Source organism: Paenibacillus profundus (genome assembly GCF_021369635.1).
Taxonomy (GTDB): Bacteria; Bacillota; Bacilli; order Paenibacillales; family Paenibacillaceae; genus Paenibacillus_B; species Paenibacillus_B profundus.
The window spans coordinates 246,119-257,499 of sequence record NZ_JAJNBZ010000002.1 but is presented as its reverse complement, the minus strand read 5'-3'; the positions used below and the strand labels follow the sequence as shown (position 1 = coordinate 257,499).

Below are 11,381 nucleotides of genomic sequence, written 5' to 3'. Positions count from 1 at the left end.
GAACGACTTGGCCACTCTTCGATACACGTAACACTTGATACCTATTCTCACGTTATTCCAAACTTGCAGGAAGCGGTACTGCGAAACGTTGGAGACTAGTATCACGGGAGGAAAAATTGAGAACGGAAGTTCGCTTTATCTGGATAAAGGTTAGAAGAATGTTAGAAGTTCATGTTTTTACACAAGAAAAGCGCGGCCCCCGGATCCCCGGAAGCCGCGCCGTTATCGACATGTAAGTGGTGCTGGTGAAGGGAATTGAACCCCCGGCCTACGCATTACGAGTGCGTTGCTAAATGGTTTTGTTGGGTTTTATATGGTTCTGTACGGTTTTCGTGGGTATCCTATGTCGGTAGATGATTGGGTAGATGTGCATTTACTAATTATTATGGGAAATCATTAAATAAAAAGCCTCGGATTACTCCGGGGCTTTACCTATTGATGCATCATATTTCGATTTACTTCGGTTATTAGAACCGATCAACACTTTCGACTTTCATGACATCAAGAAAAGGTATTTTCGTTACCTCTCCTCCACCCATGACGTGCACCAACCTTGTCCGTGAGTCCAATTCAGTAACCCTACCGCATACGCGTTCATCCCATCCCCACACGGTCAAGGCTACCTCTGTGTTCTCCTGTTTCGCTTCTACTAATTGGTTACCCAGTTCCTCAAGTTCGAACTCATCTCTGGTTGGTCTTTTTGGTACAGCTTTCTTCGCCATGTCTGTCCCCCCAGTAACCACAATATTACTTACATTGTATCCAAATATATGTTCTCATACAAGAATAGAAGCCTCGGATTACTCCGGGGCTTTAACTGAATGCATCATATACCCTTTTATCACATCGGATACACATATATACTCCCTGTACCCATTTACCCTTCATGCCTGCTTTACAGTTACACAAATGAGGCTGCTGCTCGGTAATGATTGGTTTATATACCGATTTAGACGCGTGCTGCAGCCCCTCCCGCCAATCATTCATACGATTCCCACCTTGAAACGTCATCTTGAAGCAGTTTGACTCGTTTTCCAATCATGTCTATGTCCACAACGACGCCGATCTCCTCGCGCCGTTCGAACGGGTCAAACAAATCCAACTCAACAGGCTCTCTGTCCTCCATGGAACGCTGAAGAAGGTGACCTATCTGTTCCCACTCTTGCTCATCGAGTACAGGACGCGGCTGACGGTTCTGCTCATGCTGCTGTTTCATCCACGCTTCACGGTGTTCCGGCATGATGAATCTGGAACCTTCCCAAAGCACATTCCCCGAAAGTTTCCCTTTCACGCTGTTCTCCCCTTAACTGGCTGCCAAGACAGAATTCTCTCCAAACGAAACGGCCGCCACGCCTTCGCTGTCAAACACGTTGCGTGAACCACGTCGTCCCGTACACTTCGGACCACAATGCGCCGCTGCGTAATCTCGCCATTCCTATCCTCATATATGATCTCAACTGTTCGCCCAATGTAATGTTCCAGCATTATCCTCACCTCGAACATTTGTTTGGTTATATTATATGCGAATATTTGTTCGGTATACAATGGAAAAAATAACTGAATTATTCTACATACTAGTTCAAAACGGATAAACTTCTGAAAATTTAAAGACATCAGTCCAGCAACTTTTTCATTGCGCAGGAAGGAACTTAGATGCCCTACAAACCAAACGGATTTATTTGATCATGTTCATTTCTATAAAAGTCACTCAATAAATCCGATATAAAGAGTTGTCCAAAATATAAAGGAAAGGGTGTTTTACATGAGAAGATATAAATATTTGTTTTTAATCTTTTTATTTACTGTTGTAAGCTTTTCAGTATCAAATGAAACAAATGCAACTCCGGAGTCAATTAGTCTTATACCTAAGATGGAGTCGGCTAATTCACCATCAGGTAAAGCTACAGCTAGTGAAGAGTTTAAAGGCCTCCCAGCTTATAAGGCTTTTGACGGTATTCCTCACTATAGTGTTGATGGAATATTTACTTCATGGGGAACTAGCTCACAGACAGGTTGGTTAAAATATGAGTTTGATACTGAAAAAGTTGCAACTAAGTATGTTTTATACAAGGGAGGATATGGAACTAACAACGCGTTCCCAGACGTAGTGCAGCCGGCTAGTTGGACTTTTGAAGGGTCAAATGATGGGGATACTTGGATAATTCTTGATGATATAAAAGAATACACTAGTTGGATAGAAGGTCCAAATGAATTTAGCATTTCAAACGATAAAGCATTCAAACACTATAGACTCAATGTATCGAAAAACACTGGGGGTGCTAATTATCAAGTAAACTTATCTATACATGAGATGGAAATATGGGGGTACAGTCCTGAACAAGTCCCTGATCCTAAACCTGACCCAGAAGAACCAGAACAGCCTAACAGAGCAATTCTTGTTGTTACAATGATAACAGGCTTAGAAAAAGAATTCGATCTTAGCATGGAAGAAGTTAATGCCTTCATTACCTGGTACGAAAGTAAACAAGCCGGCTCAGGAACAGCATCCTATGCCATTAACAAACACAACAATAACAAAGGGCCGTTCAGCAGCCGTAAAGACTATGTGATTTTCGATAAGATTTTAACGTTTGAAGTAAACGAGTATTCGATAAAGTAGTGCAAAAAAAGCCGTGGGAATTATCCCGCTATCTTCTTTTAAGAACCACTTCTAACGAAGAAAAATATGGTATGATAGTTAGGCAATAGAATGGCTTACAAGGGCGGTCGGTGATCCTTCCGGAAGGGAGGTGATACGATGGAGACATACCAAGCTTTGACGCTGATGATTTCATTTGCGACACTGATTGTGTTGATCCTTTCATTTCATAAAAAGAAATGAGCCGCCCTTGGAGTAGGTTAACGGCTCATTTATGCTGTTTAACACCAACCGCCCTTAAAAGCGGCTATTGCGTGGGAGTCGTGTTAGCCGCACGGCTCCTTTTATTATATGATAGCATTTTGCTTTCTAAACGTAAACTTGAAAAAGATTGTCTTTTTCAAGTACCGTACGAGCTCATCTAAAGCTAGTGCTTTCCCAACGGCTCTTTCGGTGATCACCGGAAAATCCAGCTTGACAACAGTATACCAAATAAAACCATGGAGCTAAAGTCCTTTAGAAATAAGAAAATGGCCGTCCAAGACGGCCCGCTGATAAGGAGGCAAGGAACTCGTCATAGTATGCCCTTGTATTATTGAGGCACCAATACAAGAACCTTAAAACTAAAGAGTCATTTAAATGCCTGAAATAATTTGATTTTATTGGTATTTGTTATATTTAACTTCCTTATTTTTTCAATTAGTGATACAATAGGGATTAATAATATATTTTATAATAATAAACTAAATATTTCTTCTCTAGATAGTCATAATGATAGCAACAAAAATCAAATTATTGAGAGTTGAAAAGGTAGAAGTCATATTCCTGTTTCTATCATTTATGAACTATAAATCAGCGTTAGTTTTTCTTCGAAAGCTGAGTTCATGGATATAACCTATTTTCTTTACAGCCTTGATCTAACTTTATGGTTAGCAAGTTTATTCCTTGAGTCCGGGCGAATCTGGCATTCAGAAAAACAAAACGCTAACAAATTATAGGAGGTTATTAAGCGTGAAGAAAATTATGGGACTTTGCTTGGCCATGGTATTGATCTTGTCCTTCTCCTCATCTGCTTTTGCATCAGCGATTTTGATAGACAATTTAACACACCGATCAACATCTGATTTCAAGGATTCTTTCACATTAAACGAGAAAAATGGCAAAACATTGAATGTTCATGTGAAGAATAGACATTCTACAGACCCAGTCTATCTGACTGTAACAGGTTCATCAGAAAAAAAAATTAGAGCAGAAGAAGAAATAACAGTTCCAGTAGAAGTTAAGGGAAAGGAAAAGAAGATCAACATCAAAGTGACCAACAAGACTGGGCATAGAATGGACCTCTTTATTCATGCAAGACAATTTTAAGACCCTAAGAAAGTTGTCTCTAAATGGGAAACGTATGCTGTAAGTAATTAATGATAAATACGACTTTCATTCATTGTTTTGAATGAAAGTCGTATTATTTTACCTACAGACCCCGCAGGTTAGTCCGATATAAGTACCTTCCGTTCCTTTGTATCCCATTTAACTATTGCCCCTGCAGCCTTCGCAACTGCCCGAACATAAACATATGCGCTGCCGCCAATCAACTCTCCCGGTACAGTCACGCCATTGATTGATGCCGTTTTGGTCTGCTGGTTCCAACCTACTCGGCAGCCAAGCGCTTCGCCTACCGCTCGGACCGGTGCGAGGACCGTTCCATCGACTAGCGGCCCCTCGCCAATCTTTTTACCGTTGACTTCGATTGAAGCCATTTCCGCCGAAGCTCCTGGGGCATCCGCCTTCATCCCCCGCATCTTCGAAAGCTCGTCCACCAGCCGCGAGCCGTATGTCGGAGACGGAGCCCATTTTGTGCCCAGAGACTCCACCGTCCGCGCTGTGCCATGCAGATAGGCAAAGTGCCACGGATCGGGAGTATTGGCCCGCGGATATCCGCCTACACGGTGGTAAACTTCACAACTTTTTAGGTGGCTGGGATATTCGGAAACACTGAGTCCGCTCAACCTCGAGAGAAGCTGAGAATACTATCCATAAAAGTACAGGTAATACAAACATATACTTGTATTGATGGAGAAATAATATTAAAATACCTAAAAAATAATTATTTTATATATTAATATCCAAATTGTATTGACAAAATATATTATTATAGGTAATATCAGGGTGATTCATCATACAGACACATAGCTATTCTACTAAAAAGTGGTGAATTAAACTTATCATTTTTTGGGAGGTAATACTATGTTAAAAGAGCTTTCTGTTTCAATCCTTGCAGCAACTACGTTGTTCTCTGCTGGTTCTGGTGCAGTTCTTGCGGAGCCGCTTCAAGCCTCTACTGTTGAGGCAAAAGCAGTAAGTCAAGCCGCAAGTTATGAAACCGCCGAGGTTAGGTGGAGCTCAGTACCCGGTGCTGCTTATTATAAAATTGCCATCAGGGATTTAACTACCAACCGACTAATTGTAGAAGTGCGCCAAGATTATGGTAATTATTACAAAACACCTTTCCTGCAAAGTGGTCATAGATTCAGATTTTGGGTTGGTGCATATAATAATAATGATGTATTGATAGATCATGGCCAAACAGAAGCTTGGGTGTATGGAGGTGAGGATATATTGGTTTATATATGATCGAAAATAATAGGAATTATGCCTTGATTGGCCTCAATCCTCTCAAGGTTTGGTGCTAATAATTCTTTTTTTCAAGGTAAGAGCCGCAGGAATGATCCCGCGGCTCTTATCGTATAACAGGGAACAGACTCGGCCTAAGCCCTTATTTCCCCATCTGCTTCAATACCCGATCCACCACCACGGCCACCTCAGCCCGAGTAATCGGCTCGTTCGGCGCGAATCCAGTGTTACGACCGCCCATGATCCCCGCGTCCATCACACGCCGAATAGACGCCTCGGCCCAGTGGTCAGCATAATCCGCTTGCTTCGGCTGTTCCATTGCTTGTACCTCCTTTAAATACTGCACTAATTTGTGTCCATAAGTTGACGATGGGGCCCATTTACCGCCGAGTGCTTCCACCGTCCGCGCCGTACCTTTGAGGTACGAGAAATGACGCGGATCGGGAGTGCTATCCCGATATAGCGCGAGGTGGTCAAGGTGGGCCGTTATCCCCTCACGCCAATTGGCAAAGCGCTTGTGTGCGGCGGCCTGCGTATCGCCGCCGCCAGCGGTAACCTTCAAGCCGCATGGATTGCAGTACGTGGCGTCAATCCCCGCCGCGCTCAGGCGCAAGTAGCCAATATAGATCGGCGAGTGCAACCAATTCAGCGGGAGCATTCTTCGATTTCGCCCATGCTTTGGCCTGCTCGACCGTAGCCGATGCTGGGCCAAGGATGTTGGTCGCTCCGCTCGCTGGCGGCTGCTGTGCTTTCTTCGGCTGCAGCTTCAGATACTTCGCAACCCCGGCCACATGGCCGATAACAATCGCCTCAATCACTTCTGGCCGCTTTAATCTGGCCGCATCAGCAGCCACATCGACGAACAGATTTTCAGTGAGTACGGCCGGCATGAGCGATTCCCGGCAGACATGTAGATCCTTCTTCTTCTGCCCCCGGTCCCGGACTCCGAACGGTTTTAAGCGGTTCATGATTTCGGCGTGCAGCACGTCTTGAAACGCCGCTGTAGCAGCATCTTTCGTCCCGATGTACGTGAATGATTCAAACCCACCAGCGCCGCCGCCCGCGTTGCAATGGATTGATATAAATAGATGGGCCCCTGCTGCATTCGCTTTGTTGGTTCGCTCTGAAAGGGATAGATAAACATCAGAAGAACGGGAAAGAAGGCATTGGACACCTTCGTAGTCCCGTTCCAATCGCTTCGCCGCTTCTGTTGCGACTTGTAAGGCGATGTTCTTTTCAACGACTCCATTCCCACTGGACCCGGGATCTTTTCCTCCGTGGCCGCCATCCCATAATACCTTTTTCACTTCCTCAATCGCCGCTACCATTACTTTTCACCGCCCTTCTTCGCTTGTTTCACAGCTTGGTGCCCAAACACTGAAAACGCCCCCGCTAGAATGCCCTGTATCAACGCCTCTACGCTTCAACCAAGCATTCCAACAGTAAACACCACCGCCAACACAACGACGATGTAAACGATGCTCCAATCGGGCACAGCGGGCGTCTGCTTGAGCATGTACCCAATCACCCAACAAGCGCCGACAACGATAAATAAAGCCGGGTCAATCAGTTCAAAAATCATGTTCCATTCCATAGTTCAACACTCTCCCATTAAAATAATTTGTTATTCCTCAATCCGATCCAGACGCTTATGCGCCTGCTTCGCCGATTCCTCAACCCGTGTAACGCGCTCTGCCAAAGAATCAAACCGTTGTCCTTGCGTCTTTTGTTCAATCCTCACGTCATCAATCCCGCGCTTGATGTATTCCATATCAGTGCGTAGGCGGGCGTCGTTCCCGGCTTCAATTGCTGTATCCTGTCTAATTGTGCGAGATCTACCTAGCCAGCCTAAGAAAATACCGGAAATGGCCGCTGCCACGGATATTAGAGCCGTGATCGTCCCTGCATCCATCTCATCACCCCTATAACTCAAATAGCCCCCGGACTCCCGAGGGCATAAAAATAGCGCCTTCCGATTTACGGGGCGCTTACTCTGTTGTTCCGTTGATCACTTCGCCAACAACATCCTTAAGATTATAAAGCTTGGGTACTTGCTCGTATTTGTATGTGCCCACCATGACCAATCCAACCCAAACTTTTACCAATCCGCTGTCCCTCGTAAATACCATTTCGATCATCCTCTCTTATTGTTGTGGCGTTTCTATCAATATTGTAAGTTCAGCAACTGATTGTTTCAGCTCGTCAACCTCTTCACTTAGTGGCTTCCCCTCACTCGGCGGTTCTGGTGATGCTACATAGTCGTAATAAAGCTCTTTATTTTCGATCAACACCATAAGTAACGGTGTCAGGCTATCAATTGACTCGTATTGAGGAATTTCAAGAAGAGCTTTACAACAAAATTGGCGTTACGGAACCTTCACAACTCACGATCGAGGATATTTCTTTTCGTATGAACGTTTGGATATATTATGGAAGTTTCAGAAGCGAGGCGTTAGAAGTGAAGTCAGGAATGTACACTATGAACATTGATTCGCGTCTCGAACCCACTCAGCAATGGTTAGACTTCCTGCACGAGCTATGTCACTTATTGAGGCATGCTGGCGATCAAAGTACTATGCCCGAACAGTTCACCCAGGCGCAGGAAGACGAGGCCGATGCATTCGCATTGTATGCCTCGATGCCGTTTGGTGCTGCGTAACGTCGGTGATTCGATAACCGGACACCAAATCGACAGAGAAAATCCGCTTTATCTGGATAAAGGGTAGATGATCGGTAGATGAAGCCCCTAAAAAGGAAAAAAGCACGGCCCCCCGAATCCCCCGGAAGCCGCGCCGTTATCGACATGTAAGTGGTGCTGGTGAAGGGAATTGAACCCCCGACCTACGCATTACGAGTGCGTTGCTCTACCCCTGAGCTACACCAGCAGTTTAACAATGAAAAATTATATATAATTTTGCGGAAAGATGCAATACCTAGATCGTAGTTTCTATATTTTGCATAATGATAAAGTGTATCTGCTGCAATCTATGCAAGCCGGAGCATTTCCTTCATATCCTCCTGCGCATTGCCAATGAGCTTTAAGCCGAACAGATCAGTAAGCACGTTCATTACGCCCTCTGAAATAAATTCCGGCGGCTTCGGCCCGATGCGGATATCACGGATGCCCAAGCTGAACAGGCCGAGTAAGATGGCGACCGCCTTCTGCTCGAACCACGACAGCACAATCGACACCGGCAGCTCATTCACGCTGCAGCCGAATGCGTCTGCGAGCGCTTGAGCGATCTTGACGGTGGAGCCGGAATTGTTGCATTGGCCCAGATCGATGTACCGGGGAATGCCCGTATCCGCGACCGTTCCATATTCCACATCGTTGAAGCGGAATTTGCCGCAGGAAGTCGTGAGAATAACGGTATCGTTCGGTAAGGACGTCGCCAATTCGCGGTAATATTCGCCGCCTTTGCCCGGCGCATCGCAGCCTGCGATGACGAAGAAATGCTTGATCTTCCCATCCTTGACCGCCTGGATAATTTCCGGCGCAAGCCCGAGCACCGTCTCGTGATGATACCCCGTCGTCAAGGTTTGTACGCTGTCCACGTCCGCCGCAGGCAGCGCAAGCGCCCGCTCGATGAGCGGCGTGAAGTCGTCGTTTACGATTTTGGCCACTCCTTCGAGCCCGGCCACCTCATAGGAGAAGAACCGATCGGCATACGTGCCTTTGATCGGCATGACACAATTGGTTGTAGCCAAAATAGCGCCCGGATATTGCTCGAACAGACGGCGTTGATCGTACCACGCTTTACCGATGTTGCCCTTCAAATGCGGATATTTTTTCAACGCTGGGTACCCGTGTGCTGGGAGCATCTCAGAATGAGTGTAAATGTTGATGCCTCTGCCCTCCGTCTGCTTCAGCAGTTCCTCCAGCGCATACAAGTTATGTCCCGTCACGACGATAGACTTGCCCTCAATCTTGTTCTGCGGGACGGTAACCGGTTCAGGAATGCCGAAATGCCCAGTGTGAGCCCGATCCAGCACATCCATAATGCGTATGGCTGCGCCTCCTACCTTCATCGCCATTTCGAGATGCTCCTGCACATTGAAGTTAGAGTTGGTCAACGTCATATAGAGCGCTTCATGCGTAATCCCGTCAACCTCCTCATCGATATAGCCAAGCTGTCGCGCATGCGTCGCGTAAGCCGCGATGCCTTTCAAAGCAAACACAATCGTATCCTGAAGACTTGCAATCGTTTCATCCTTGCCGCACACTCCGACGACCTTGCAGCCGCCCGTAGGCGTCTGTTCGCATTGATGACAGAACATTCGCGCTTCCCCCTGTCAAAATGGATTTCTGACTCCAACATACTAAATATGGAAGCCCCGTCGTGTGAGCACGATCACAAAAAAGATGAACAATTTAGCACGGAATCCCCGGATTTTCTATACAGGCATACCGTTACTCTTATTTTTGAATAGTCAGTCCTCCAATTCGAATGCGGCTGCTCCATTGAACCGGATATTCCTTCTCCAAGCTACACCAATTCCGACATAATTGCTGCGACCATCTTCTCTAACGCTACCTGATCGTCTTCGTTGAATCGATCTGTCAGCGGGCTGTCAATATCAAGCACGCCGACCAACTTGCCATCCTTCACCATTGGGACGACGATTTCGGAACGAGAAGCCGCATCACATGCGATGTGGCCTGCAAAAGCATGCACGTCGGGAACAATGAGCGTGCGCTGTTCCTTGGCCGCCGTGCCGCAGACACCGCGCCCAAGCGGAATGCGCACACACGCAGGCATACCTTGAAAGGGTCCGAGCACAAGTTCACCTTTTGCCACGTCCATCAGATAGAACCCTGCCCAATTAATATTCTTCAAGCCTTGCCAGAGCAAAGCCGATGCGTTCGCCAGGTTCGCAATGAGATTCGGTTCCCCATCAATCAATGCGGATAATTGCTGTGTTATTACCGGATAATCCTTCTCTCTGCTTCCGGTGTACATTGTTGGTGTAAACATGTGTCCAACGCCTCCTCACTGCTTGTCATGCTGTTCCATAGATAGATTATAACGTATCATATCACAAGAGATGCCTCCGGCGAATAGCTGACTCGCACGGAGATGACACAAAACTATTCATAGCTTTATCGATATGTCCCTCACTATAATGAAAGTAATAGGAGCAAGGACAGGAGGCATCTCTCATGTTAACGAACACGTTTACGTTTACCGATCCACAGCGTGTCCATGTGTATGTGTATTGCTGGACGCCAGAGAATGCGAATGAAGCGAAGGGAGTCGTGCAGATAGCGCACGGCATGACGGAAACGGCGCGACGCTACGAACAATTCGCCGAAGCGCTCACTTCTGCTGGATATATCGTATACGCTAACGACCATCGAGGTCATGGGAAGACTGCGGCTTGCGAAGAAGATTTAGGCTATGTCGGTGAAGACGGCTTCAACTGGATGGTGCGCAACATGGTTCAACTGACTGAAATTATTCAAAAAAACCATGAGCAGCTGCCAATCTACTTATTTGCCCACAGCATGGGCTCTTTTCTCGCGCAACAATACATATCGGAGCATGCAAGTCATATCAACGGCGTCATTCTATGCGGCAGCAACGGGCCACGCGGCCCAGAACTATTGGCAGGCGTCGGGGTGGCTAATCTGCTATCCGGCGTACGCGGCTCACGCCACCGCAGTTCATTTATCGACAAGATGGCCTTTGGAGCCTATAACCGCAAATTCAACCCTAGCCGCACACCATATGACTGGCTAAGCCGGGACGAAAAAGAAGTCGATAAATATATTGCCGATCCGCATTGCGGCTTCTTAAGCACGGTCGGCTTCTATCGGGACTTCTTCAAGCTGCTGCGACATATACATCGACCGGAAACGATGGAGCGAATTCCAAAGGGACTGCCTATCTTCCTCATAGCAGGAGATGCCGATCCAGTAGGCATGTACGGCAAAGGTGTGCACAATCTGGCGGACCTCTATCGCCGCATCAATCTGAAGCACGTCGAATGCACACTATACCCGGACGCGCGCCATGAATTGCTAAACGAGACAAACCGCGAAGAAGTAACGGCAGACTGCATCGATTGGCTGGACCGTGTCGTACAAAACCACGGACAGCAGCAGCTCGAATAACTGCATCGTAAAGCATAAACAGCAAAAACGCAGTGC

14 protein-coding genes, 1 tRNA gene and 1 pseudogene are annotated in these 11,381 nt (G+C 46.5%); 6 read left to right on the top strand and 10 right to left on the bottom strand.

Annotated features, from left to right (window positions below; genetic code table 11):
* Positions 1 to 467: 467 nt before the first annotated feature.
* Together LQV63_RS03985 and LQV63_RS03980 are read right to left on the bottom strand one after the other, a co-directional pair.
* The gene (locus LQV63_RS03985) at positions 468 to 722 is read right to left on the bottom strand and encodes a YolD-like family protein (protein ID WP_019420212.1); all 255 of its coding nucleotides are present in this window, start codon (positions 720 to 722) and stop codon (positions 468 to 470) included.
* A 257-nt stretch (positions 723 to 979) separates the two neighbouring features.
* On the bottom strand, positions 980 to 1,291 hold the full coding sequence (locus tag LQV63_RS03980) for a YolD-like family protein (protein WP_233695728.1): 312 nt from the start codon (positions 1,289 to 1,291) through the stop codon (positions 980 to 982).
* 471 nt (positions 1,292 to 1,762) lie between these two features.
* Between LQV63_RS03980 and LQV63_RS03975 the strand changes: the two genes are divergently transcribed.
* The 3 genes from LQV63_RS03975 to LQV63_RS03970 all read left to right on the top strand — a co-directional run bounded on the left by LQV63_RS03975 (position 1,763) and on the right by LQV63_RS03970 (position 3,967).
* Entirely contained in the window at positions 1,763 to 2,620 is an 858-nt protein-coding gene (locus LQV63_RS03975) for a discoidin domain-containing protein (protein ID WP_233695727.1), read from the top strand.
* A 138-nt stretch (positions 2,621 to 2,758) separates the two neighbouring features.
* On the top strand, positions 2,759 to 2,842 hold the full coding sequence (locus LQV63_RS31960) for a putative holin-like toxin (protein WP_407672891.1): 84 nt from the start codon (positions 2,759 to 2,761) through the stop codon (positions 2,840 to 2,842).
* 768 nt (positions 2,843 to 3,610) lie between these two features.
* A complete protein-coding gene (locus tag LQV63_RS03970; RefSeq protein ID WP_233695726.1) occupies positions 3,611 to 3,967 on the top strand; it encodes a hypothetical protein in 357 nt (118 codons plus the stop codon).
* Between the two features lie 119 nt (positions 3,968 to 4,086).
* Here the strand turns inward: LQV63_RS03970 and LQV63_RS03965 are convergent, their stop codons facing one another.
* Positions 4,087 to 4,356 carry a copper amine oxidase N-terminal domain-containing protein gene (locus tag LQV63_RS03965; RefSeq protein ID WP_233695725.1) on the bottom strand — a complete coding sequence of 90 codons (270 nt, stop codon included), beginning with the start codon at positions 4,354 to 4,356 and terminating at the stop codon, positions 4,087 to 4,089.
* Between the two features lie 487 nt (positions 4,357 to 4,843).
* Here LQV63_RS03965 and LQV63_RS03960 point away from each other — a divergent pair, with 487 nt between their 5' ends.
* Positions 4,844 to 5,230, top strand: a complete 387-nt coding sequence (locus tag LQV63_RS03960) for a hypothetical protein (protein WP_233695724.1) — start codon at positions 4,844 to 4,846, stop codon at positions 5,228 to 5,230.
* A 142-nt stretch (positions 5,231 to 5,372) separates the two neighbouring features.
* Here LQV63_RS03960 and LQV63_RS03955 read toward each other — a convergent pair whose 3' ends face one another.
* The 4 genes and pseudogenes from LQV63_RS03955 to LQV63_RS03940 form a co-directional block, all read right to left on the bottom strand.
* The gene (locus LQV63_RS03955) at positions 5,373 to 5,888 is read right to left on the bottom strand and encodes an S-layer homology domain-containing protein (RefSeq protein ID WP_233695723.1); all 516 of its coding nucleotides are present in this window, start codon (positions 5,886 to 5,888) and stop codon (positions 5,373 to 5,375) included.
* The gene (locus LQV63_RS03950; protein ID WP_233695722.1) at positions 5,818 to 6,558 is read right to left on the bottom strand and encodes an N-acetylmuramoyl-L-alanine amidase; all 741 of its coding nucleotides are present in this window, start codon (positions 6,556 to 6,558) and stop codon (positions 5,818 to 5,820) included. The genes LQV63_RS03955 and LQV63_RS03950 overlap by 71 nt, the downstream gene beginning before the upstream one ends.
* Positions 6,558 to 6,824, bottom strand: a pseudogene (locus LQV63_RS03945) (phage holin family protein). Before LQV63_RS03945 ends, LQV63_RS03950 begins: the two are co-directional and overlap by 1 nt.
* A gap of 30 nt (positions 6,825 to 6,854) precedes the next feature.
* A complete protein-coding gene (locus LQV63_RS03940; RefSeq protein ID WP_233695721.1) occupies positions 6,855 to 7,163 on the bottom strand; it encodes a hypothetical protein in 309 nt (102 codons plus the stop codon).
* A 384-nt stretch (positions 7,164 to 7,547) separates the two neighbouring features.
* Between LQV63_RS03940 and LQV63_RS03935 the strand changes: the two genes are divergently transcribed.
* On the top strand, positions 7,548 to 7,889 hold the full coding sequence (locus tag LQV63_RS03935; protein WP_233695720.1) for an ImmA/IrrE family metallo-endopeptidase: 342 nt from the start codon (positions 7,548 to 7,550) through the stop codon (positions 7,887 to 7,889).
* 151 nt (positions 7,890 to 8,040) lie between these two features.
* On the opposite strand, the gene LQV63_RS03930 is transcribed toward LQV63_RS03935, so the two are convergent.
* The 3 genes from LQV63_RS03930 to LQV63_RS03920 all read right to left on the bottom strand — a co-directional run bounded on the left by LQV63_RS03930 (position 8,041) and on the right by LQV63_RS03920 (position 10,206).
* Positions 8,041 to 8,115 (bottom strand) — tRNA-Thr (locus LQV63_RS03930).
* Between the two features lie 100 nt (positions 8,116 to 8,215).
* Entirely contained in the window at positions 8,216 to 9,508 is a 1,293-nt protein-coding gene (hcp, locus tag LQV63_RS03925; protein WP_233695719.1) for a hydroxylamine reductase, read from the bottom strand.
* A gap of 209 nt (positions 9,509 to 9,717) precedes the next feature.
* The gene (locus tag LQV63_RS03920; protein ID WP_325175846.1) at positions 9,718 to 10,206 is read right to left on the bottom strand and encodes a GAF domain-containing protein; all 489 of its coding nucleotides are present in this window, start codon (positions 10,204 to 10,206) and stop codon (positions 9,718 to 9,720) included.
* 185 nt (positions 10,207 to 10,391) lie between these two features.
* On the opposite strand from LQV63_RS03920, the gene LQV63_RS03915 reads away from it, so the two are divergent.
* A complete protein-coding gene (locus tag LQV63_RS03915) occupies positions 10,392 to 11,345 on the top strand; it encodes an alpha/beta hydrolase (RefSeq protein ID WP_233695718.1) in 954 nt (317 codons plus the stop codon).
* The last annotated feature ends 36 nt before the right edge of the window (positions 11,346 to 11,381 follow it).

Coding starts and splice junctions, on each gene's coding strand:
- LQV63_RS31960 (WP_407672891.1), top strand. CDS start 2,759: ATGGAGACATACCAAGCTTTGACGCTGATGATTTCATTTGCGACACTG.
- LQV63_RS03920 (WP_325175846.1), bottom strand. CDS start 10,206: ATGTTTACACCAACAATGTACACCGGAAGCAGAGAGAAGGATTATCCG.
- hcp (WP_233695719.1), bottom strand. CDS start 9,508: ATGTTCTGTCATCAATGCGAACAGACGCCTACGGGCGGCTGCAAGGTC.
- LQV63_RS03950 (WP_233695722.1), bottom strand. CDS start 6,558: ATGGTAGCGGCGATTGAGGAAGTGAAAAAGGTATTATGGGATGGCGGC.
- LQV63_RS03915 (WP_233695718.1), top strand. CDS start 10,392: ATGTTAACGAACACGTTTACGTTTACCGATCCACAGCGTGTCCATGTG.
- LQV63_RS03975 (WP_233695727.1), top strand. CDS start 1,763: ATGAGAAGATATAAATATTTGTTTTTAATCTTTTTATTTACTGTTGTA.
- LQV63_RS03965 (WP_233695725.1), bottom strand. CDS start 4,356: ATGGCTTCAATCGAAGTCAACGGTAAAAAGATTGGCGAGGGGCCGCTA.
- LQV63_RS03985 (WP_019420212.1), bottom strand. CDS start 722: ATGGCGAAGAAAGCTGTACCAAAAAGACCAACCAGAGATGAGTTCGAA.
- LQV63_RS03960 (WP_233695724.1), top strand. CDS start 4,844: ATGTTAAAAGAGCTTTCTGTTTCAATCCTTGCAGCAACTACGTTGTTC.
- LQV63_RS03955 (WP_233695723.1), bottom strand. CDS start 5,888: ATGCTCCCGCTGAATTGGTTGCACTCGCCGATCTATATTGGCTACTTG.